Origin of the sequence: Alkaliphilus peptidifermentans DSM 18978 (genome assembly GCF_900101495.1) — a bacterium.
Taxonomy (GTDB): Bacteria; Bacillota; Clostridia; order Peptostreptococcales; family Natronincolaceae; genus Alkaliphilus_C; species Alkaliphilus_C peptidifermentans.
In genome coordinates this window covers 45,507-67,728 of the sequence record NZ_FMUS01000005.1, presented here as the reverse complement: position 1 = coordinate 67,728, position 22,222 = coordinate 45,507, and the positions used below count along the sequence as shown (strand labels likewise).

Below are 22,222 nucleotides of genomic sequence, written 5' to 3'. Positions count from 1 at the left end.
TGACAGAATAGATGAAATTTGTAGGGTAGAGAGGATAGGATAAATGCGTTTAATTGGTCTACGTAGCGTGGATTATGTTTTTAAGTACATAAGTATATAATAAAGTCGAGGTGAAGACAAATGGATATTAAAAGAAAAAAAGAAATTTTGGAAGCCTATAAAAACAGACAGCCTGAAATGGGTGTAATATCTTACTGCTGTAAAGAAACTGGCGAAGTATTTTTAGGTATCTCTAAAGATACAAAAGCTGACTTTAACAGCACTAATTTAAAATTAGCAGCCAACTGGCATCCAAATAAACGATTACAGGAACTTTGGAACAAATATTGCAGAGAAAACTTTGAACTATCAGTTATCAAAGTGTTAAAGTATGATGACCCAAACGAAGATCATACAGCAGAACTAGAAAGTTTAAGGGAGCAATGTTTAGCTACTGATCCTAATGCAAGGAGGATATGGAAATGAATGAAAAAACAGTTATGTTGTCAAAGGGTTATGATCTCATAGATGGCAGAAATGCATATAACTCTGACATCAAACGGTTAACATTAGGTGTGCCAATATTGGAAGAAAATAAAAAAATGCAGATTGCTGCACAAATTTGGAAAAATGACAAAGATGGTAAGTCGATTTTAGCCCAGGAGATCCCTATACATCAAGTATTTGACCTGATAATCTTTTTATCCAGGACATTACTTTACTTTAAGGAGGCTTATCGGCTTCCACTGTTATATGATCCGGAAAAACCAACCGTGGAGCGAATTGGCGTACAAGGTGGGGTACTACCCGTAGAGATTTGTGTTGACAACCAAAACATCAAAGATGATATTAAAGCATTTGCTCAAGGTCTGAATGATTTAGGGGAATTGATTGGAGAAAGACAACGGGTACTGAGCCGTATTTTAGAAGAATTGGAGTGTTATTAAGATGAAACAGAACTGTATTCTGTCACCTAGCAGACTGTTAACAGAAGAAGAGCAGTCCCTTGTTTGGCAAAAGCCTCTTTCCCATATTGAAAGTGAAGCAGAAAAACGCATATATCAAGAAGTAAAAAGAAATTGGAATCGTGGTGAAATGAAAATCAGTACAATTTTAATGGAGGGGGATGCAGGTTCGGGAAAAACCCAGCTTGCAAAAGCCCTCTCTGCCGATTTTAACCTACCCTACACGAAAGTAACCTGTTTTGCAGATATGGATAAATCCGATGTGCTGGGTTCTATACTGCCAGTATTAAACGAAAATAATAAATCTGATACAGTTGAATATCGCTATTATCCGTCGGAAATTGTTCGTGCTTATGAAAATGGATGGCTCTTGGAAATTCAGGAGCCGACAGTGATTCGGGATGCAGCTGTTTTAATGGCTCTTAATTCAGCATTAGAACCTGGTGGTAGCTTAAACCTACCAACTCGCATCGCCCATCGACACCCGGATTTTATTGCTATTATTACAACAAACCGTGGCTACAATGGCTACCGTCCATTAAACGAAGCTTTGCGTGATAGAGTACAGCATGCCGAAAAACTAGACTTACCAACGAAAGCAGTTATGATGGAACGGGCCAAAGCTAAGACCGGCTATTATTCTGAAAATGTTCTTTCTCTATTAGCAGAAACGATTATCCTGTTGGATGAAACAGCTAAGGCTAATGCAATTAAAGGTGTGGCCGGCATGCGATCCTATATATTTTGGGTTGATGCCGTTGCAAGTGGGGCATCAGTGAAAAATACTTTATATCACAAAGTACTCTACAAAATTACCACTGATCCACAGGAGCTTGCCATTTTAGAACAGGCTCTAGCAAGCCATGGCTTGCTAGAGATGCTTTCCGAATTGGATACCGTCTATCAATCCCATTTAGAGGGAGAGAATCCAGAAGTAATGGAAATTAATATTTCCGATAATGGAGAATACGCTGCAGAACCAGATAAGGCTGATAAAAATGCAATCCGTCTGAGAAAATCAGCAGACAGCGAGGGGCATTCCGATACCAGCAGTGATAAAAATACTGATGCTTCAAGCAATGATAATGGAGAAAATGGCACTCCATTTTACCATGAGCTTGATAAACCCATTACAAGCCAATTACAAAAAAAAGAATTTCGTAAACAGTTGAACACAGAAGCTCGGCAAAGTGTTCAAGGAAGCTTCCATGATGCAATCAAGCTAATTGTCCACCGTCCGGAAGCTACCGCTCAAAATAGGGAAGAATATCAAAACATGGCTGCAAGCTTACTACCAGTCATTCGAGAGCTAATCCGCAAAACAAACCCACTTTTAGAGCATAAGGTTTCTGCTGAATTCACTAAGTCCCAGCTTTATGGTACAAAATTCTGTGCTGATCAAGCTGCTTCTTTGGATTTTCGGGTATTTGCCCGTAAGCGTCCACCCGGAGAGGAACCCTCCCTTGCAGTTGCCCTCAGGATCGACGAGTCAGCGTCTATGTCGGCTTTTGGTCGCTTAGATGCAGCAAAACAGGCTGCCATCGCTTTATATGAATTCTGCACTGGCTGTGGAATTCCCATTATGGTTTACGGGGATACAGCAGACCGCTCTAAGTTAGAACAAATGTCCATTTATGCATATGTAAACTTTGAAAACAAAGACATAGACGAAAAATATGCTCTCATGAACATTCAAGCTCGTAGCAATAACCGGGATGGTATGGCATTACGTATTATTTCTGATAGATTGCTTAATGCACCGCAAAAAACTAAATTATTAATTAGCATTAGTGACGGGCAGCCTAAAGCTATGCCTGATTACACAGGTGATAAAGCAGCTCACGACATGAAAGATACTTTACAGGAATATCGTCGTAAAGGCATCCAGTTCCTTGCTGCAGCTATTGGGCAGGATAAAGAGGCTATACGTGAACTTTACGGAGCTGAAAATACATTGGATATAACCGATTTGAAGCAGCTTCCAGCAAGATTGCTACAAATAATTGCAAGGTTTCTGTAAGTATGTTATTCTAAGCAGAAATGGAGGTAGGTATATGGACTGTGTGAAAATAGGCAAGTTGATTTCCAAGCTGCGAAAGGAAAAAAATCTTACACAGAAAAATATTGCAGATGTGTTGGGTATTCAAAATAAGACGGTTTCCAAATGGGAATGTGGCTTAGGCTGCCCTGATTTATCCCTGTGGCCAGAACTATCTGCTATTTTGGGGGTTGATATGAAACCGATGATGGAGGGTGAAATTACACCCAACAAGCCAGACAATGGCAATATTGACAGGATCCGATTTTATGTCTGTCCTTCCTGTGGAAATACTCTGGTTAGCACGGGAAGTGCCTCTATCTTCTGTTGTGGAAGAAAATTGGAGCGTATCATGCCTATGGATCCACTTACCTCACCCCAAATTACAGTAGCAGAAATAGACATGGATTACTATATTACCTTTGATCATCCTATGACCAAAGAACATTATATTTCTTTTGTTGCTTGTGTTAAAAGCGATAGGGTATTTTTAAATCGTTTGTATCCAGAGCAAAGTCCTACTTGTAGGTTTCCAATAACTATTGGTGGCAAACTATATGTTTATTGTATTAACCATGGTTTAGTGGTATATGAAAACTTATGATATTTTTTAAAGGGGAATCTGTATTATTATAATTAAGGAGTGTTACAATCAATGGGAAATCAGCAAATAAAAGAGAATATACTATTTCAGCTTGACATGTGCTGGCAGCTCTATCTTTATCATACAGAGAATCTTGAGGATACAGAGGCAAATTGGGCATTTAGCCCCAAGGGGCTCCAGGTGCGCAAGGAAGACGATGGGTGGTGCATAGATTGGCCTGAAAGCGAAAGTTATGAGATAGGGCCGTCTAGTATTGCTTGGACGATGTGGCATATTATATATTGGTGGACTACTGCACTAGATTGGAATTTTGGAGATGGCACATTAAATAAAGAAGACATCCTTTGGCCAGGAAATGTTGAACAGGCAAAAGTGACAATAAAGTTATTACACGATCAATGGGTATCAAAATTAAATGAGTTGGCAGACGAAGAATACCAATTAAAGCAGTATGCTAAATGGCCATTATCAGATAGGAATTTTGCTGATATTGCACTTTGGTTAAATGGAGAATTAATGAAAAATGTAGCAGAAATAGGTTATGGGCGATTTTTATATGCAACCTGCAAAAAGTAGGGAAACTTGTAAGTTCAAGAAAGGTTATTATGGGTTATGCAGCAGAGGAACCCAAACCAGCTTCACCACGTAATGATGGCATGCACATTATTAGGTAGATAAGCATAAGCATGGATTTGAAATCATCGGGTATGAGTATGTGGCGGTAGTAGTAACATCGCTGGTATCGAAGCAGAATTACAATTAAAAGTTAGCCAGGATGGTTCTGTATATTTCCTGAATGATCTAATAAATGAGATATGAAGTGCCAGTATATGACCGGGGGAATGGGCCTATGATAAATGAGGAAAGAAAAAAGAATTACTATGGAAAAGGATAAATTAATAAACCTCTCTTTATTAGGCAGAAAAAGAGAGGTAGGATTATCTAAAATAGAGTATTTTATTGTTAGGAGGCTGTGGATATGGAATGGATAGAACGATTGAATTGTGCGGTTAATTATATCGAAGAGAATATAAAAGAACCTATTAATTTAGAAGAAGTATCAAAGATTGCATGTTGTTCACCGTATCATTTTCAAAGGATGTTTGCCTATATAGCGGATATCACATTATCGGAGTACATACGTCGTAGGAGAATGTCATTAGCAGCTGTAGATTTACAAAATGGCTATGAGAAAGTGATAGATATTTCACTAAAGTATGGATACGATTCACCAACAGCATTTAATCGAGCTTTTAAAAGTGTACATGGAATAGCACCATCCCAGGCAAGAGAAGAAGGTACAATATTAAAAGCATTTCCTCCTATCAGCTTCAAAATAACAATAAAAGGAGATAGTGAGATGAATTACAGAATTGAAAAGAAAGAAGCATTTAGAATTGTTGGGATTTCAGAGCCATTAGAAACAGAGGTAGAGAAGAACTTTGAAATAGTACCCCAGATGTGGGGTAAAGCCACAGTTAATGGGATAATACCAAGGCTTGCTGCTATAATGGAGGGAGTGCCATGGGGACTCTTAGGAGTAAGTTCCTGTAATGAATTAGAGAATTGGCGATATTATATTGCAGTTGCAAGTAATCAACCAATAGAAAGTGATTTAGAAGAGTACATTGTTCCTAGCTCTACCTGGGCAATATTTTCAGGAGAAGGTAGTAATCAGTCTATACAAGAACTAGAAAAAAGAGTTGTAACGGAATGGCTTCCGACTTCAGGTTATGAATATGGAAATGCACCAGATATTGAAGTATATTTAAATGCAGACCCGGAGCATGCTAAATACGAGGTTTGGGTCCCGGTTACAAAAAAGGCGAATTAGGCATGGTACATTTAGTCTTAATTTCCAACATCAGGGTAATATGGATGATTGGCTTATCCTAGAGAAAATTGAAGATGTGGCTGTTGGTCCAGTATATAACATAACAAAGAGAATGCGAGATTTTAGGTGGTGTTATTATGGCAATGTGGAGTCCATGGCGTGGATGTTATAAATATAGCGAAGGATGTAAATACTGCTATATTCATAAAGGTGATGCCAAAAGAGGAGTAAACACAAGTACTATTGTAAAAACCGATAATTTTAATGCGCCTGTTGCAAAGAGCAAAAAAGGTGAATATAAGATAAAATCAGGTCAAACAGTCTACTTATGCTTTTCTACCGATTTTCTTATTGAAGAAGCTGATGAATGGAGAGAAGAATGTTGGAAAATGATAAAAGAACGTTTTGATTTGAAATTTATTTTTCTTACAAAGAGAATCGAAAGGTTCTTGCAGTGTATTCCAAATGACTGGAATGATGGGTACGATAATGTAATTGTTGGCTGCACTGTTGAGAATCAAGATAGGGCAGATTACAGGCTCCCTATGCTCGCTGCCTTTCCAATAAAGCATAGAAATGTGATTTGTCAGCCGCTTATTGAAGAAATAAACATTGTAAAATACCTAGACAATGTTGAAGTAGTTATAGTTGGTGGAGAATCAGATAGAAATGCAAGACCACTAAATTACAATTGGGTTTTATCAATTCGAGAGCAGTGCAGAACTAAAGGAGTTGGTTTTGAATTTAGACAATGTGGAACTCGCTTTATTAAAGATGGTAAAGAATATTTGCTTAATGTAAGAGACTTATGCAGTCAAGCAAGAAAAGCAAATATAGATTGTTAGCCACTCGATTAAAGAGGAGATACAGGGTGTGAGATAATATTTTTTACAGAAAATAGCATTACCCTCTTGACTCTTCCTTTGGGTAATACTTTATACTAAGTTTATACCCAATTATTTAGAAAAGAGGTTGAAACAAATGAGAAACCTAATCAAAATCAAAGATGTGTCAAGCAAATATGACATTACAGCTCGTACACTGCGTTATTATGAGGATATGGGATTGCTGTCCAGCACCCGAAGTGATGACTACGCATACAGAATGTACGATGAAAACGCTGTTAGGCGGCTTGAGCAAATACTCATTTTACGCAAGTTGAATATCAGTATAAAAGACATTCAACGTGTTTTTAACACTTCCGGTTCCGATGTAGTCTTAGAAGTGCTGGGGAAAAAAGCACAGAGCATAGACAACGAGGTTGCGCTTTTGCATGAGCTAAAGGAAATCGTGCTGGATTTTATACGCGAAATCGAACAAGTGAACTTTTCAGACAACTCCGACATAAAACTGCTGTATAACAAGGCTAAAGAGATTGAAACACAATTGATAAGCATTGACTATATAGGCAAGCCCTCCAATATAAACCGCTTGATTGAAATAACGGAAAAATTAGATAAAAAAATCCCTGATATAATGGTCGTCAGGATACCGGGATTTAGAGCGGTGACAGTGGGCGAACAATCATGGGAGGATATGTTCAATAACGGCGGATACATGTATCAATTGTGGCAGCATGTGCATTTGTACAAAAATGTGATTTTCGACTGTTTTGATTTTTTGCTACCTAAAAATGACAAAGCCGAATGGATATGCGCCGTTAAAGATGGTGTTACCAATGCGGATGTAAGCCCTTTTAAACTGTTGGATTTTCAGGGTGGCTTATACGCTATGGCAGTCAGTATTGACGAAGATAACGAGAGCATACACAAAGTGGAAAATAAAGTTCGCAGATGGATTGAAAGCACAAATTTTGAGCTTGATAAAGGCCGCAATGTTATGTTCAATATGCCTTATTTATATGAAGATGGAAGGGATGTTGCCTATAAAGACATAGAAAAGGGACTTGGTTATAAACAAATGCAAAGATATTTTCCTATAAAGCTGAAAGATGATATTTAAGCACTTTGGCAAACAATAATGAAAAAGTAAATCATTAAAGGAGAGGATTTAAAATGAGTAAATACGAAAACGCAATGAAACTTATGGAAGATTTCTGTGGAAAGGGCAAGGACAACCTTATTGCTCTGGCAACTATTGCATTGCCATTAAACGCCGCCGGTAATCCCCGCCCTGCTGTCCGTATGGTTAACGCTTATTATGAAGACGGCGTGTTCTATGTTTCTTCAGACGCCAATAAAAATAAAACGTTGGAAATTGGGAAAAACAACGAGGTTTCCATTTGTGGCTTGGGCTTGTTTGTTGCTCAAGGAAGGGCTGAAAATCTCGGTTGGGTAAAGGACGAGAGGAATGCAGAAATAAGAGGGAAGATGAAAAAAATCTTCGCATGGTTCGATGCACATGGGGACGAAGATAACCCTGACTCAATAGTTCTGCGTATAACCCTTACGGAAGGAATCATAACTGATAACGACAAAAAATACGATGAATGGCAGTATAAAGTCGACTTTACCAAGAAAGAAGTTAAATAATCACTGTAAATAATCACTGGTAAATAATCACTGGGACGGTTCTTTTGATTACTGGAGGCTTGCTTAAATTGCCATATGGAGCCCATTCGAAAATTATTAGTATGTATACAAGTTATTTGAGAGTTCTCCCTGGGGGAAGTAAATTATTTTATGCGAAATATTATTATGTTAAAGAGGGGAGGAAATTTCGCAGAATAGATGAAATTTGTGAAAAGTAAGGAAAGAATTGTCTAGCCTCCTTGGTAAATAAGAGGCTAGGTTTATTTTGATAGAGTATAAATTGTAATTATTTATTTTGTTCTGCAGGCCGAGTCATACAATATACCCTTAGTCCATCGATAATTTTTGTATCCTTTAGCTCATATCCAAAACTTTCATAATAAGCGACATTCTGCTGATTTTCTGTATCAAGTGCAATAGGGTAGGATGGCTGTGAAGATTCAGCAATTTCATGAATCTCTCTTAAAACCTTTTTACCGATGCCCTTCCCTTGAGAGGAAGGATCTACACCAATCATGGTTAAATAGTAATGGGGTTCATTTGGTGCACTTCTAAAAGATAGTTTTTGGTACTTCGTTAAGAACCTAAGCACATGAAATGGTAGCTGAAACATTAATAAAAGCATCTCTATATTTAATCTAACCATAGCTCTTGTAGATATACTCACAAGATTCCTTGGTCGATCCACAATCGCTACGTAAGTAGGCTCTTTAGTATGATCGGTAAGGATCAGACCATCTAATAAGCGATTTCGCTTAATGATAAATCTAATTAAAATCTTTGATTGGTCTTTGCTTTTTTTGTTTGAAAATAAATAATCAAACATGGGGTCTTTCTCAAATGCTCGAGATAGCAAGGATATATGAGTTTCATTAATGTTCATTTTGCTCCCCCCTATGGTGAAAAACTGAAAAGCTAAATAACACCTTAAAAACATAAAAAATCAATAAAGTAGATGCAAAGAAGGGAACTGTTTGCCCCAAATAAGCCACTATTAGCAAACCTAAACCTGTTAAGCTTCCAGCTAAGAGGGTATGAAATGAGTAGTCTCTAATGAAATTTAAGAATACTGCAGTAATTAAAGTGTAGGCACAAATTATAACCCCATAAAGAATTGAAATTCCTATCGACCACGAAAGGATAATTGGTTGAATGTGGATAGCAATAAATACCCACCTTTTCCTTGGATATCGATCATAAAAAATATCAGTGCCCTTGGTTAAGTTTGCTACAACGCCTCCTGAGATATCTAAGAACAAAAACCAAGTTACTATTTGTTTTACTAAAGATAATCCATTCCACTCATCATAGCCTAGAATACCTATTGCAAAACCAGAAATCAGTACAAAAAGAGCAATAACAACTAAGGATGATTTCGTCTGAAATTCACCTAGAATTTCATGGAAAAACTTTGGGATTTTAATCATAAAACACCTCTTTCTGACCGTTCGAACGGTCAATTTGAATTATATAGAAAATGGCAGCGATTTAATTTAATAAAGACTGCCATGCATCTATTTGTAAAGTCCAAATTTTTTCAAATGTTTCTATATCCGATTCTAGTAAAAAATGGAGACCGTAACCATCTAATGTCATGATGATCATTTCTGAAATTATTAAAAGTTTCTCTTTTCTTTGAGAACTATAGCGGGATAATTGTGTTGCAATAGCATCAATCATCTCATCCTTAGTCTTTAATAAATAGGCTCTATATTTTTCGTTGTATAAGCAAGAATTATAGAAATTAAGTAAAACAGAATAGGATATCTTTTCTTCTTCACTTAGTGAGTAGATACTCTCCCCAAGGAAAAGGAGAAATACTTTTAAGTCTGGGCCCTGATGGGATTTAACTGGTTTCACCAGATAATCAAGGATGTTTTCAAAAATCACATTTAGAACTTCATCTACAGACCCAAAGTGATGGAAAATATTGCTCTTACTAATTCCTAGAAGATCAGCTATTTTTTTTGCACTTAATCCTTCGATTCCTTCTTCAGCAATGATTTTCATAGATGCAGCTAGAATACGATCTTTTGTTTCGTTGCCCTTAGTAATTCTTAGATCTTGAGTCATTTTAACCCTCTTTCTTTATGTTTTTATTTCATTATAACACTAACTGTCCGGTAGGTCAATTTCTTTATGGAAAGAACTATTATTAAATAGTTAATTTGATCGAGGTATCTATTCAAAAAAAAGTTATTGTATTACAATGGATATACATGAATTAATTACCATAAGAAAGGTAGATGAAATGAAAAAATAATATGAGTTTGAATCGGAAATTTATAAAGTTCCTGATATTGATGGGGCATATGTAAAAATGCCATTTGATGTGAGAGAGGAATTTGGAAAAGGCAGAGTAAAAGTACACGCGACATTTGATGGAGAGGGATATGACGGGAGCATTGTAAACATGGGAGTTAGGAATGAGGATGGAAGTATTTGCTATATCATAGGACTTCGTAAGGATATTCGCTCCAAAATCGGCAAAAAACCCGGTGACAGAGTGCAGGTTACTGTTATAGAGAGGGAGAGTTGAAGATTATATGTACGTTGCCTAGTTTAATTTTTCATTAGAGTTGCCTTACTTACGCATATCATCAACCAAACCCCTTAAATATTTTTCGGAAGATAAGGATATTGCAATGAATAAATTTAAAGCATTTAATGAAGAAAATAATAAAGATAATTGTTTAGATGAAGTTATTATTAAAAGATTAAAAGATGAAGAAGTAAGATTAGAAATCAATAAGATTATACCAGGAGATTACTATATAAGTTTTAGTATTTGTGATATACTCTAAGTAAGAGAACTGAATAAGCCAGCCTCTAAAGGAGAAAAGACATGTGTAAAGTATCGGTTAGGGAAATGGAAAAGAGAATAAGAGAGGTTGACTATGCAATGTCAATTAATGATATGAATAATATTGAGCTAACTCAGAAGGATCTAGAATTATTCGAATCATATATTGATGGGAAAATTAGCTTAAAGCAGGTAAGAATGACATTTAAAAAGAGATCTGGATAACAGCTCTTCTATAAACTGCAGGTCTTAAGTTCAATATTTATATAGACAACAAAAAGAATAAGCAAAATCCAATACCTATACAGTATTGGGTTTATTTTTGTTTTGAAAGAATAAATAATAATATAATATATTGAAAAATGCCTATACAAGCCGAGGGGGAAAAAGGGAACTAGTTAACTATTATGCGAAATAATATAATCTTTCTATCATAATGATGTGGAATGTGTTGCATTGATAGAGCAGGTTTAGAGAGTTTTATATATCCCCTCAGACTGATAAGTTTGGGGGGAATTTAGCAAATGGCTGTTCTTTTCTTTTCAACCATTCAGGGTATCACGATTATTCGAGCAGCCCTTCAACCGATCTTCAAACTGCCTGCTAAATCCCTAGTGACAAGTTTCCTATATGAAGAAAGGAAGGAAGTGAGCCCTATGGCAGCTCTGCTTTTGTTCCTCTTGAAACACTTCCCACAGCACTACGAATTTTCGCAGAGCATCAGCCTATCACGATTCTGGTAGAGGGCCTACGTTCCTTATTTACAAGTACATCCTCGTCCTATACTATGGAAGCCATTTTATGGTGTTTAGCAATCATGATTCTTAGTGCATTTATTGCAGGACAGTTATTTAAGCGTAAGGCATGAAAATGATTTTTTTTAACTACAATTATGAGTATATACTCACTCATAAAAGTGATGGTTGTATATTAATTGAAATGTGGGCCATAACTATTCTTAGAATTTTTTGAATAAGGAAGGAGAGTAATTTATGAAATTTAGCAGTTACGATTTTACAGTTGTCAGAGCCGATAAAATAGAGTTAGATGTAAGGACACAAATGTCTGAGATTTTTGCAGAGGGGTTTATACAATGGCTTGAATATTTTTCAAAAGATAAAAATATAATCGCCAAGGCATTTGCTCATATGTTTGTTTTAGACCAATTCTATGTAGCTGTGATAGATAATAAAATTGCAGCAATGGCTGCTTGTACAGATTGTAGAGCTTTAGCGGTGAGACTAGACAAGAAAGAGCTAAGAAAGCATTTAGGTGTCATTAAAGGTAGCATTGCTGGAATTGTTTTAAAAAAAGAATTTGAAAGTCCATTTAGAAATCCTGCTCCCAAAACCGGCTCTATTGAGTATGTAGGAACAGCTCTTGAATTTAGAGGGCAAGGTGCTGCATCGCAAGTTATAAGATATATTATAGAAAATACCCCGTACAAAGAATATTTAATTGAGGAGGTAGCTGATACGAATTTGCCAGCTCTAAAACTATACAAAAAATTGGGATTTAACGAATATAAAAGAAAATCTCTTCCCCCAAATCGTGCAAAGAAAGTTGGGATTAATAATATTGTTTCTCTGAAATATGTGAAATAAATCTAAGTTCAGAAATCTATACTATATAGTTTCGATTATGTGTGTGTGGTGTTACTAGAGAAAAAATAGGCTGCTATCACTGGTTTAAAAGACTTCAAGTAGAATTTGATAATGTTTATATGTTCCCCTAAACGAGACAAGTTTAGGGGATTTTTCTTTAGACGGGAGAAGAAATTTTACAGAATAGAAGAATTATGGAAAAGGAGTGTATTTTGATATTTGAATGCAAGATAGAATTTGTTCTTAGAGGCTTATAACACTATCAGCTACTGTAGTATACTCTACTTGTTATGTTTGGTACTATATGATAAATTAAAGTAGAATAATGTGCCTTATATTGGGACAAATACTTATGTGGAGGCTAAGATGATGAGGAAGTTGATGATTTTGGTATTATTCTTAGTAGTATCTATCACTCCATTTCTTTTAGACTATAATAGCTTAGCAAAAAATGAAGATATTTACAGCATGATTGAAAACTTAGAAACAAAAACTCCTGTTTTATTAAAAAAATTCAATATACCTGGGGCATCAATATCATTAATAGAAAATGGTGAACTCAAATGGATAGGTACTTTTGGGTATGCAGATATTGAAGAAAAAATTGAAATACATAAAGATACAGTTTACCAAGTGGCATCTATCTCAAAATCAGTTACTGCCCTTGGAATAATGAAACTCGTAGAAGATGGTATATTAAACTTGGATGACCCCATCGAAAAATATATAACAAGATGGGAAATTCCTGAGTCGGTATATGACAAAGATGAGGTTACTATCAGAAGGCTTTTAAGTCATACAGCAGGACTATCCAGAGGAGGGGGTTACCCGGGATACGAACCATTTAATGAACTGCCATCTTTAGAAGAATCGCTTAGTGGAATTGGGGGAGGCTCTCAGCCAGTAAAACTGATTTATGAACCAGGAACTAGATATTTTTATTCTGGTGGAGGATATAATTTGCTACAGCTGTTAATAGAAGAAGTGACTGGCAAAGACTTTGTGACTTATATGGATGTGACAGTAATTACTCCTTTAGGAATGCAGGATAGTAGTTTTAGATGGATAGAGAAGCTGCAAAATAGAACTGCTAAGGCTTACAATGAAAACTTAGAGTTATTGCCAAACTATTTGTTTACAGAAAAAGCCGCAGCAGGGCTTTACACAACTATTGAGGATCTGAGCAAATTCGTAATTACATCAATTAGTAATTATAAAGAAGATAATTTCTTGAGACAGGAAATAATTCAAGAGATGTATAGCCCTGTGTTAGAAGTTGGGGATTTAGAAGGGTTTATATACGAAACTACAGCACTAGGTCATTTTGTTAATACTGATAAAAAAAGTAAACCTTTAATTGCTCACGATGGAGGTAACAAGGGTTGGAAAGCAAATTTCTCACTAGCACCAATTACAGGAGATGGAGTTGTAATATTAACCAATGGTGATAATGGCACATATTTAATTAATGAAGTGTTGAATTCATGGCATTATAAAGTGTTTCAAAACAAACGTGCCCTTGACAAATTATGTCATAGAGTAAATGCTACTATATATTCAGTATCATCAGTTTTAATGTTATGGTCTGTAATGGAATTACTTCAATTATATAAAGACTTGAGAAGGGGAAAGAGGCAAATCCTTCATTTGAAAAACAAAACTCAGTTTGTACTAAAATGTGGTATTAGCCTAGTTTTAGGATACATCACCTATTTACTGAATAGACACATAGTGCCAATATTAGCATTCTTAAACCCTAGAATAGGTCACTTATTAATTCTGTGCATATTTATTAGAGTGCTAGTAGGTATTTTACAGTTGTTTACTACTAAAAAAGGAAATAGTATATATTATAAGTGAGTTTAATAGTAAACATATGATTCCTCAGACTATTGTTTGAGGAAGTTTCTATTTTAGAGGATCTTACTATTTGATGAATATTGCCGGAAAGAAGAGGGATTTTGAGTAGTTGAATAGAATATTTAGAGAAAAGGATAATCTAAATTTTAAAGTATAAAGAGCAATATCAAAAATATGACAATAGTGTAATTTAGGACATGGAGGAATAATTTTGAATAATAGATTGCTACAAAATAATCAATTGATTTTCCTTATGATTTTTTCTTTGGTTTTTGTCTTGGTAGGCTGTACTACAATGGAGGATGCGGGCAATTTAAACTATGAAGATCTGCAAGAGAAAATAGAAATTGAGAGGGCAATGGAACATATTCAAAGCTTGGTGGATTTTGGTCCTAGGCTTCCGGGACAATCCGGCGACGTTGAAGCAGGCAAATATTTGTTAGAAGCCTTCAAAAATTTAAATCTAATTACACAAGTTGAAGAATTTCCAGTACAAATTTTCGAAGCAAAAGGTGTTGAAATAACCATTAACAATCAAGGGAAGTATATTCCTTTGGCAGCAAATATTTTTGATTATTCCGCATCTACACCAGCGGATGGTTTAAAGGATATGCCATTAATTTATGCTGGTCTGGGTAAGACAACCGATTTAGTTGAACTAGATCTAACTGATGCTATTGCAGTAGTTCGTAGGGGAGATATATATTTTAGAGATAAAGTAATAAATAGTGCCTCAAAAGGGGCAAAGGCTGTTATTATAATTAATAGCGAAGATACTTCCTTAATATCTAGTCTTCTGGAGGAGTCAACGATCCCTGCAATTGGAGTATCTTCCTCAGAAGGAGAAAAAATAGTTGAAGCCCTTAAGGAAGGGGAACTGTTGGCTAATTTAATTGTTGATACCATTATAGAAGATGGAGCTTCAAGAAATATAATCGGGATTAAAAAAAGCAGTAAAGAAACCGATAAGGTTCTAATTATTGGTGCCCACTATGATAGCGCAAATACCCCGGGGGCCAATGATAATGCCGCTGGAGTTGGTGGTTTATTGGAGATTGCAGCAGTATTAAGGGATGTTGATTTACCCTTTAACATCCACTACATTGCCTTCGGTGCTGAAGAAATGGATGTTGTGGGCTCTAATTTCCATGTCCAACAAAGATATACTGCTGGCTATAAAAATGTAATTGGGATGATTAATCTTGATGGGATAGGTATAGGTCATACTCTGATGGTTAATAGAGAGAGTAGGAATAGCTCCAATTATTTGAGTAAAATTGCTTTAAGGGCAGCCAACGATCTTAACATTAAAGCAGTTGAATATTTTAATGGAGACAGTGACCATAGACCCTTTGAACACATAGGAATACCAGTAGCATTTTTACAATATGGTCCTGGTAATCCCAGATACTATCATACTCAATTGGACACCTTCGATACTTTAAATTCTAAAACAATTGAAAATACAATAAAGGTGGTTTTAAAAATAATTACTTCTTTAGCCAATAAATAAAAACCGTCCCTGTGGGTCAAAACAAAGAAGGGTTTCCTCAGCTTCGTTAATAAAGGAGGATGAGTATTTTGAAAGTAAAGATATTTTACGCTATGTCTGAAAAAGGCTTAGAAGATAAAGCAAATAATTTTAGCAGATACATCAATAGAGCCAATTGATATAAAGTTTTCATCAACTGTATTATATTTTCATTGCTTATAATATATAAAGAAAGATAAGTACTAAATAATTCTCTCTTCTGTATACAGAACAATAAAAAATGAAGTTAATAAAATGTTTGAACTAATAACCACAAATTTTGATTTTTTTCTTATATAAGAAATCCAAAATAATTGAGATGATAAGAGAAGGTAAAATACCAGATAACAAAAATAAACCCATTACGAATCTTCCTAATGCTACAAAATTTTCAGATGGGGCGCTATACATGGTGATGAAATTATAGATCATAAAAGGGACCATTACAATTATAGGGATATATTTAACATATCTCTTTTTCTATTTATGTTAAATCTCCTGAGAAAAAAATCAGTTAACCCTATGCCGGAAGGGAAAACTTTGGGAGATACTAATATTTCTATATATTAAGTTCTTATAACTAAGGAGGAATGTTTTTATGAAAAAATTCATTGTTGAGGACCGATTTTGGGATTTGTTTCCAGGAGCAAAGATAGGAGTTGTTGTTATTAACGGAGTTGACAACACAATAAAGGATATAAATCAGTACAAAGAGATGATTCTAAGCTCAGAGAAGCAGGCCCTAGCGCATTTAACGAAAGAAGAATTCAGCAGTAATGTTGTTATTAAAGTCTGGAGAGATGCTTTTCAAAAGTTTAAAACAAAGAAAGGAGCAAGGTCATCAATTGAAGCTTTGCTGAAACGCGTACACAAGGGCGATCATATTGGAACGATCAATCCCCTTGTTGATATTTACAACTCTATTTCTCTAAAGTATGCATTGCCATGTGGTGGAGAGGATATTGATACTTTTGTTGGCGATATCAGCTTAACCAAAGCAGAAGGGAACGAACCATTTATAACACTCGGAACAAATGAGAATGCGCCACCCTACCAGGGGGAGATAGTGTATAAGGATGATAAAGGAGCTATCTGCAGATGCTGGAACTGGAGGGAATCCGTCAGAACAATGCTCACTGAAAATACAAAAAATGCTTTTTTGTGTATTGAGTTAGTTGATGACAGCAGAATGGATGACTTCGAGAGTGCATTAAATGAGCTGGCAAAGCTGAGTCAGGAAAATTTAGGCGGTATGTATAGGATTTCAATTCTTGATATTAATAAAAAAGAAATATTAATAGAGTAATAAAAAGAGGATGAAATAATGAGCAGTTTCACGTATAAACCGAAATGACATAGTACACCAAAGTGAATATTTATACAAAACATAGATAAAAAATGCAAAAATCTATTGCAACACTCCATGGTATATGTTATTCTAAAAAATGTGCATCGTAGTTAAGACAAAATGGAGGTTTGTAAGTATGATAAGCAAGTTAAAGTTTGTATTTTTATCAATTTTTGGATTTGTTTTTTTTCTAATGCCGTTTAATATTAATGGTGAAAGCAAAATAGCTATATCCCACATAGTGAATTTTGTTACAGGCAATATGCTTGATCCGTTTATTGGGTTCACTATTATTTGTGCATGGATTGTGTTAATTGCAACTGTGCTTTTCACTTTTTATTCATCAAAAAATGAGTTTGTTAATTCTGTATTTAAATCATCACGCTCAAATGCTGTATTAAGGGTAGTTGGCTCATTCTTATACCTTATGGTGGTTAATAATTGGCTTGAAAACTATGAGTTTGCAGGTATGATTTTAGATAGCGATACTGGCGGGCTAATGGCAGGAGATGGTGGCCTTTTAACTACACTTTATATAACATTCTTTGTAGGCATTATTGCCCTGCCTTTATTAACACATTTTGGTATTGTTGAATTTATAGGGACTTTGTTAGGTTCTATAGTTGAAAAGTTGTTTAAAGTACCAGGTTATTCAACTATCGATGCTATTGCATCCTTTGTTGGTGATGGTACAATTGGTATTGTGGTAACGGATAACCAATATCAAAGAGGATACTATAATAGAAGAGAAGCTTATATTATTGCAACCAGTTTTTCTATAGTTGGTATTGCATTTGCTTCTGCAGTAGCTGAAGAGCTAGGGTTCGGGCATATTTTCCCAATATTTTATGGATCTATTGCATTAGTAACTGTTATATTGGCTTTTATTACATCTAGAATGCCACTTAAGAAATTTCCACCAAATTATTATGAAGGGGTAACTCCTAATAGAATTGAGATTCCAAAAGGTAAAACTGTTCTTGAGCATGCATATGAATCTGCAATAAAGCAGGCAGGAGATGCCAAGATTCAAGAAGTAATAATTGATTCGTTAAAGAATATTATAAATATATATGTTGGCTTCTTACCTATTATTATGGCGGTTGGAACATTATCTTTGGTAGTAGCAGAATATACCCAGTTTTTTAATATCATTAGTGCACCACTGATATATTTATATACTCTAATAGGATACAGCAAGGAAGTAGCAGCAGCCATGGCACCAGCATCGGTTGCTGGGTTTGCAGATATGTATTTACCAGCTTTATTTATCGGTGGATCGGTTTCTGAAGCTTCAAGATTTTTTGTTGGTGTATTAGCATTTACCCAGTTAGTGTTTATGTCTGAAACTGGAATGATTTTAGTTAAGAGTAAAATTGGTTTGAGCTTTTGGGATGTGACTAAAGTATTTTTTTTTAGAACTATGATATCTATACCGATATTAATAGTTATAACAAATATTTTAGCTGTTTTAGGTGTAATATCGTTTTAATGAATAACAAGACGACGTTTCACTTGTCTATTGTAAATAATGGCCTATTCTGAAAAGGATTGATGAACATTAAAAGATTATATTGAGGAGGTAAACTATTTATGTTTGATAATGAATATGAGTATAGACTTCCAGTTCATTCTATCATTTGGTTTTGAAGGTTTAGATAATAATGGATAGTATAAATATGTTCCCCTAGACGATAAGTTTAGGGGATTTGATTTTTTGGGGGGGAGGAAAGAAATCTCGCAGAATAGAGGTGTTTTAGAAAAGTTAAGGAGTACTAATAATGACTCACAATAAGTAAGAAATAGAATTGGGATTATTGAGTTATTGATAGAAAAAATCATGATTTAGATTTTTGTAGTTGCCCACAATTTTTTCAGTAATGTTTGTACAAAACATATTTAAAAAAATACTTGCACCTCACGAGGTAATAATTGAAGTGTATTTTATAAAGGTGGAAGATTGGGGTGAAATCTGTGAATTTTGCTTGTTTTTATCTCATTTTATAAAAAAATGTTGACAGATTATAAATGGTTTAATATAGTATATATAGACCGACGGTCAGTCTATAAAGAAGTGGAGTGTATATATGAGAATTACCAAAGAGTATGATGAAAGGAAGAATGAAATTCTTAATGCTGCCGAAAAGCTATTTGATGGAAAAGGATATGAGAAGTGCACTATTAATGACATACTTAAAGAGGTTGGCATTGCAAAAGGGACTTTTTATTATTATTTCAAATCTAAAGAAGAAGTTGTGGATGCCATTGTATCGAGGTATAAAGAAGTTGTAGTTAGCAGGGCAGAAAAAATCCTTAAAAATGATAATATTAATCCAGAAGAAAAACTTATGCATGTCTTTATGGCTATGCGGATTAAGGAAGAGGTTAACAGCGATATCCTTGATGATATGCATAAAACTGAAAATGCGTTATTACATCAAAAAGCCTTAAATCAGATAGTTACAGCTATGGCTCCTATTTTGGTAAAGGTCATTGAAGAAGGAATTGAAAAGAAAGTGTGGAGTTGCAGATATCCGTTACAGTATATGCAGATTTTTCTAGCAGCATCATTAACTCTAACCGACGAAGGTATTTTTGAATTGGATGCTGATTCCCAAATGAAGGTTCTAGCAGCATTAATTTCAACTCTTGAGAAGATGTTAGATGTTCCTGAGGACTCCTTTATGAAGTTATTTATGCAGAACTTGGGCTAATGCTTACTATTAATGGAATGCTAACATTTGCTTTTGTACTTAGTTTTGGTTTTAACTCCAAAATAATTAAAGAGATGTGGGGTATTGGAGATGAATTGGTTAATTGTTAAAAATGATTTTAAGAGAAATAAAGTGATTAATCTTGCATTACTTTTGTTTATGATGTTCTCAGCAGGTCTTGCTGTCTTGTCTGTGATAACGGGGGTTCAAACATTTATATCAATTTCTGAATTATATGAGAAAGCTCAGCCACCTCATTTTCTTCAGATGCATAAGGGAGAAATTAATCAGGAGAAAATAGATGAGTTTCTGTCAGACTATGAAGGTATAACCTACTGGCAGACCATTACAATGATTAATGTCCACGGTGAATCTCTTACTGTTTTTGGTAATAAGAATACATATAATCTTTCTGACTGCCGTCTTGGCATTGGTCTGGTAAAGCAGAATGAAACTAAGGATTTACTCGTGAATTCTGAACATGAAAAAGTTATCGTTGATGCAGGGGAAATTGGAATTCCTGTACTATTAAAGGAAATGTATGGTATGGAAATCGGGGATCATGTTGTTTTGACCTATAACGATGTCCAAAAGAAATTTGTAATTAAGGAATTTATTTTGGACTCCCAGATGAATTCTCCAATGGTCTCTTCTACAAGAATACTGTTAAGCCATGAAGATTTTGACATGCTCAAAGATCAGGTTGGAGAGAATGAATATCTGATAGAAGCCTATTTTACCAATTCAAAAGAGGCTTCGAATTTTCAAACAGCCTATGAGAACGCAGGACTTCCTCAGAATGGGCAGGCAGTAACCTATGCAATGATTTTTTTATTAAGTGCAATAACTGATATTACAACTGTATTTGTTTTACTTCTAGTTAGCATACTTTTAATCATTGTTTCCTTTATCTGTGTCAAGTTTACAATGATGGCTGCTTTGGAAGAAGAAATCGGTGAAATAGGTACAATGAAGGCTATTGGACTTCCATTTGCCGATATTAGGGATATTTATTTAAATAAGTACAGGATATTAGCGATGGTAGGTGTAATAATAGGGTATATTTTAGCATTGCTGACTAGTGGTGTATTTACAAATCATATCAGGACTACATTTGGAAATATTAGTATGTCCCCCGCAGTAGTAATATTATCACTTGTTGTTGGATGCCTTGTTTTTCTTCTTATAAACTATTATTGCAAGAAGGTATTAAAGAAAATTAAAAAGGTTACTGTTGTTGATACATTGGTTAGAGGGAAGGGATTTGATAAAGATAAATGCCATATAAAGGATGGACTACATAATTCAAAGAAGCTTCCTGTTAACTGGCTGATGGCAATCAGGGAGGTTTTTTATAAGTTTAATAATTGGATAATAGTATTTGCAGTTGTGATAATTACTGTACTAATGATTCTGATTCCTGTTAATCTGATGAATACCTTTGAGGCACCTGAATTTATTACATATATGGGAAGTTCTCTGGAGGATATCCTAATTGAAGTGGAAAATGGGGAAAATCTTGAAACCAACTATGGGAGGGTAATACAGGTTTTGGAAAATGATGATTCAATTGAAAGCTATTATAAATATCGAAGGATACGTGTTCAGACCACCAATGCTGAAGATGAACTTATGAATTTGCATATAGACTGTGGAGATAACTCCGGAAATGAGCTAAAGTATATTAGTGGAAAGGCTCCTGATGGGGAAAATGAAATTGCCATTTCCTATCTTAATGCCAATGAAATAGGAAAAGTTGCCGGTGATGCAATAGTACTTTTCTATGATGACAAAGAAAAAGAATTTGTTATTTCCGGAATATATCAGGACGTTACCAGCGGTGGATACACAGCAAAGTCAAAATATGTTTTTTCAGAACTGACCAGTGAAAAATATTCATTTTCAGTTAATCTTAAAGATAATGTAGAAGTGGAAAAAAAGGCTGATGAATGGTCTGAAATAATTGGATCTGGTGTAGCAGTAGACCCAATGGAGGAATTCATTAACCAGACATTGGGAGGCGTCGTAAAACAGCTTAAAACCACCGTTTTTATAATTGTAATAATTGGAGCATGTTTGGTAATGCTTATCACTGTTTTATTTTTAAAGCTGCGGTTAGCAAAGGATTTTTCGGAAATTGCAGTCTTAAAGGCTATAGGATTTTCTGAACTTGATATTAAAAAGCAGTACTTGATAAAAATAGGTTGTGTTTCCATAACCGGTATTTTGGCAGGAATTATCTTAACTAATGTCTTAGGAGAAAAGATAATTAACCTTGTGTTAAGCATTTCAGGGCTTGGGGTTAAGAAGGTTGAGCTTATTGTCAATCCTTTATTTCAGTACATCCTGGTACCATTGTTGTTACAGGTGTTGATGCTGCTAGTAACATTGATTGTTCTGAAAACAATAAAAAAATACAATATTATTTCTATTATAAATGAATAGTAAAT

22 protein-coding genes are annotated in these 22,222 nt (G+C 35.0%); 19 read left to right on the top strand and 3 right to left on the bottom strand.

The genetic code is table 11. The annotated features are described in order from the left end of the window. Positions 1 to 120: 120 nt before the first annotated feature. The 9 genes from BLP68_RS05235 (at position 121) to BLP68_RS05195 (ending at position 7,912) form a co-directional block, all read left to right on the top strand. Positions 121 to 465 carry a GIY-YIG nuclease family protein gene (locus tag BLP68_RS05235; RefSeq protein WP_091540882.1) on the top strand — a complete coding sequence of 115 codons (345 nt, stop codon included), beginning with the start codon at positions 121 to 123 and terminating at the stop codon, positions 463 to 465. Then, positions 462 to 926, top strand: a complete 465-nt coding sequence (locus tag BLP68_RS05230; protein WP_176758875.1) for a DUF6530 family protein — start codon at positions 462 to 464, stop codon at positions 924 to 926. Before BLP68_RS05235 ends, BLP68_RS05230 begins: the two co-directional genes overlap by 4 nt. A gap of 1 nt (position 927) precedes the next feature. Next, positions 928 to 2,964, top strand: a complete 2,037-nt coding sequence (locus tag BLP68_RS05225) for an AAA family ATPase (protein WP_091540877.1) — start codon at positions 928 to 930, stop codon at positions 2,962 to 2,964. 34 nt (positions 2,965 to 2,998) lie between these two features. Next, complete coding sequence (locus tag BLP68_RS05220) at positions 2,999 to 3,586, top strand: helix-turn-helix domain-containing protein (protein ID WP_091540874.1); 588 nt, start codon at positions 2,999 to 3,001, stop codon at positions 3,584 to 3,586. 51 nt (positions 3,587 to 3,637) lie between these two features. Then, on the top strand, positions 3,638 to 4,162 hold the full coding sequence (locus BLP68_RS05215) for a DinB family protein (protein ID WP_242876905.1): 525 nt from the start codon (positions 3,638 to 3,640) through the stop codon (positions 4,160 to 4,162). Positions 4,163 to 4,565: 403 nt separating this feature from the next. Then, complete coding sequence (locus tag BLP68_RS05210) at positions 4,566 to 5,420, top strand: AraC family transcriptional regulator (protein ID WP_091540872.1); 855 nt, start codon at positions 4,566 to 4,568, stop codon at positions 5,418 to 5,420. Positions 5,421 to 5,557: 137 nt separating this feature from the next. Further along, positions 5,558 to 6,265, top strand: a complete 708-nt coding sequence (locus BLP68_RS05205) for a DUF5131 family protein (protein ID WP_091540869.1) — start codon at positions 5,558 to 5,560, stop codon at positions 6,263 to 6,265. Positions 6,266 to 6,401: 136 nt separating this feature from the next. After that, entirely contained in the window at positions 6,402 to 7,382 is a 981-nt protein-coding gene (locus BLP68_RS05200; protein WP_091540868.1) for a helix-turn-helix domain-containing protein, read from the top strand. A 53-nt stretch (positions 7,383 to 7,435) separates the two neighbouring features. Continuing rightward, positions 7,436 to 7,912, top strand: a complete 477-nt coding sequence (locus BLP68_RS05195; protein ID WP_091540865.1) for a pyridoxamine 5'-phosphate oxidase family protein — start codon at positions 7,436 to 7,438, stop codon at positions 7,910 to 7,912. Between the two features lie 286 nt (positions 7,913 to 8,198). Here BLP68_RS05195 and BLP68_RS05190 read toward each other — a convergent pair whose 3' ends face one another. The 3 genes from BLP68_RS05190 to BLP68_RS05180 all read right to left on the bottom strand — a co-directional run bounded on the left by BLP68_RS05190 (position 8,199) and on the right by BLP68_RS05180 (position 9,985). Beyond that, positions 8,199 to 8,795, bottom strand: coding sequence for a GNAT family N-acetyltransferase (locus BLP68_RS05190; RefSeq protein WP_176758874.1), 597 nt, complete (start codon positions 8,793 to 8,795; stop codon positions 8,199 to 8,201). Further along, complete coding sequence (locus BLP68_RS05185) at positions 8,785 to 9,339, bottom strand: hypothetical protein (RefSeq protein WP_091540862.1); 555 nt, start codon at positions 9,337 to 9,339, stop codon at positions 8,785 to 8,787. The genes BLP68_RS05190 and BLP68_RS05185 overlap by 11 nt, the downstream gene beginning before the upstream one ends. A gap of 61 nt (positions 9,340 to 9,400) precedes the next feature. Further along, the gene (locus tag BLP68_RS05180; protein WP_091540861.1) at positions 9,401 to 9,985 is read right to left on the bottom strand and encodes a TetR/AcrR family transcriptional regulator; all 585 of its coding nucleotides are present in this window, start codon (positions 9,983 to 9,985) and stop codon (positions 9,401 to 9,403) included. Positions 9,986 to 10,193: 208 nt separating this feature from the next. On the opposite strand from BLP68_RS05180, the gene BLP68_RS05175 reads away from it, so the two are divergent. The 10 genes from BLP68_RS05175 to BLP68_RS05130 all read left to right on the top strand — a co-directional run bounded on the left by BLP68_RS05175 (position 10,194) and on the right by BLP68_RS05130 (position 22,217). After that, positions 10,194 to 10,451 (top strand): DUF1905 domain-containing protein, encoded by a 258-nt coding sequence (locus BLP68_RS05175; protein WP_176758885.1) that lies wholly within the window; start codon positions 10,194 to 10,196, stop codon positions 10,449 to 10,451. A gap of 106 nt (positions 10,452 to 10,557) precedes the next feature. Continuing rightward, positions 10,558 to 10,716, top strand: coding sequence for a hypothetical protein (locus BLP68_RS21640; RefSeq protein ID WP_176758873.1), 159 nt, complete (start codon positions 10,558 to 10,560; stop codon positions 10,714 to 10,716). A 41-nt stretch (positions 10,717 to 10,757) separates the two neighbouring features. Continuing rightward, positions 10,758 to 10,940 carry an antitoxin VbhA family protein gene (locus BLP68_RS05170; RefSeq protein WP_091540859.1) on the top strand — a complete coding sequence of 61 codons (183 nt, stop codon included), beginning with the start codon at positions 10,758 to 10,760 and terminating at the stop codon, positions 10,938 to 10,940. A gap of 767 nt (positions 10,941 to 11,707) precedes the next feature. Continuing rightward, positions 11,708 to 12,319 (top strand): GNAT family N-acetyltransferase, encoded by a 612-nt coding sequence (locus BLP68_RS05160; RefSeq protein WP_091540855.1) that lies wholly within the window; start codon positions 11,708 to 11,710, stop codon positions 12,317 to 12,319. A gap of 369 nt (positions 12,320 to 12,688) precedes the next feature. After that, entirely contained in the window at positions 12,689 to 14,179 is a 1,491-nt protein-coding gene (locus BLP68_RS05155) for a serine hydrolase domain-containing protein (protein WP_176758872.1), read from the top strand. A 211-nt stretch (positions 14,180 to 14,390) separates the two neighbouring features. Next, complete coding sequence (locus BLP68_RS05150) at positions 14,391 to 15,692, top strand: M28 family metallopeptidase (protein WP_091540851.1); 1,302 nt, start codon at positions 14,391 to 14,393, stop codon at positions 15,690 to 15,692. Positions 15,693 to 16,308: 616 nt separating this feature from the next. Continuing rightward, positions 16,309 to 17,016, top strand: coding sequence for a B3/B4 domain-containing protein (locus tag BLP68_RS05145; RefSeq protein ID WP_091540848.1), 708 nt, complete (start codon positions 16,309 to 16,311; stop codon positions 17,014 to 17,016). Between the two features lie 178 nt (positions 17,017 to 17,194). Beyond that, on the top strand, positions 17,195 to 18,550 hold the full coding sequence (locus tag BLP68_RS05140; RefSeq protein WP_091540846.1) for a YjiH family protein: 1,356 nt from the start codon (positions 17,195 to 17,197) through the stop codon (positions 18,548 to 18,550). A 595-nt stretch (positions 18,551 to 19,145) separates the two neighbouring features. Next, positions 19,146 to 19,772, top strand: coding sequence for a TetR/AcrR family transcriptional regulator (locus BLP68_RS05135; RefSeq protein ID WP_091540844.1), 627 nt, complete (start codon positions 19,146 to 19,148; stop codon positions 19,770 to 19,772). A 90-nt stretch (positions 19,773 to 19,862) separates the two neighbouring features. Beyond that, entirely contained in the window at positions 19,863 to 22,217 is a 2,355-nt protein-coding gene (locus BLP68_RS05130; protein ID WP_091540842.1) for an ABC transporter permease, read from the top strand. The last annotated feature ends 5 nt before the right edge of the window (positions 22,218 to 22,222 follow it).

Bases quoted from the DNA above. Each gene is read 5' to 3' on its own strand.
- BLP68_RS05235 (WP_091540882.1), top strand. From the start codon at position 121: ATGGATATTAAAAGAAAAAAAGAAATTTTGGAAGCCTATAAAAACAGA.
- BLP68_RS05230 (WP_176758875.1), top strand. From the start codon at position 462: ATGAATGAAAAAACAGTTATGTTGTCAAAGGGTTATGATCTCATAGAT.
- BLP68_RS05225 (WP_091540877.1), top strand. From the start codon at position 928: ATGAAACAGAACTGTATTCTGTCACCTAGCAGACTGTTAACAGAAGAA.
- BLP68_RS05220 (WP_091540874.1), top strand. From the start codon at position 2,999: ATGGACTGTGTGAAAATAGGCAAGTTGATTTCCAAGCTGCGAAAGGAA.
- BLP68_RS05215 (WP_242876905.1), top strand. From the start codon at position 3,638: ATGGGAAATCAGCAAATAAAAGAGAATATACTATTTCAGCTTGACATG.
- BLP68_RS05210 (WP_091540872.1), top strand. From the start codon at position 4,566: ATGGAATGGATAGAACGATTGAATTGTGCGGTTAATTATATCGAAGAG.
- BLP68_RS05205 (WP_091540869.1), top strand. From the start codon at position 5,558: ATGGCAATGTGGAGTCCATGGCGTGGATGTTATAAATATAGCGAAGGA.
- BLP68_RS05200 (WP_091540868.1), top strand. From the start codon at position 6,402: ATGAGAAACCTAATCAAAATCAAAGATGTGTCAAGCAAATATGACATT.
- BLP68_RS05195 (WP_091540865.1), top strand. From the start codon at position 7,436: ATGAGTAAATACGAAAACGCAATGAAACTTATGGAAGATTTCTGTGGA.
- BLP68_RS05190 (WP_176758874.1), bottom strand. From the start codon at position 8,795: ATGAACATTAATGAAACTCATATATCCTTGCTATCTCGAGCATTTGAG.
- BLP68_RS05185 (WP_091540862.1), bottom strand. From the start codon at position 9,339: ATGATTAAAATCCCAAAGTTTTTCCATGAAATTCTAGGTGAATTTCAG.
- BLP68_RS05180 (WP_091540861.1), bottom strand. From the start codon at position 9,985: ATGACTCAAGATCTAAGAATTACTAAGGGCAACGAAACAAAAGATCGT.
- BLP68_RS21640 (WP_176758873.1), top strand. From the start codon at position 10,558: ATGAATAAATTTAAAGCATTTAATGAAGAAAATAATAAAGATAATTGT.
- BLP68_RS05170 (WP_091540859.1), top strand. From the start codon at position 10,758: ATGTGTAAAGTATCGGTTAGGGAAATGGAAAAGAGAATAAGAGAGGTT.
- BLP68_RS05160 (WP_091540855.1), top strand. From the start codon at position 11,708: ATGAAATTTAGCAGTTACGATTTTACAGTTGTCAGAGCCGATAAAATA.
- BLP68_RS05155 (WP_176758872.1), top strand. From the start codon at position 12,689: ATGAGGAAGTTGATGATTTTGGTATTATTCTTAGTAGTATCTATCACT.
- BLP68_RS05145 (WP_091540848.1), top strand. From the start codon at position 16,309: ATGAAAAAATTCATTGTTGAGGACCGATTTTGGGATTTGTTTCCAGGA.
- BLP68_RS05140 (WP_091540846.1), top strand. From the start codon at position 17,195: ATGATAAGCAAGTTAAAGTTTGTATTTTTATCAATTTTTGGATTTGTT.
- BLP68_RS05135 (WP_091540844.1), top strand. From the start codon at position 19,146: ATGAGAATTACCAAAGAGTATGATGAAAGGAAGAATGAAATTCTTAAT.
- BLP68_RS05130 (WP_091540842.1), top strand. From the start codon at position 19,863: ATGAATTGGTTAATTGTTAAAAATGATTTTAAGAGAAATAAAGTGATT.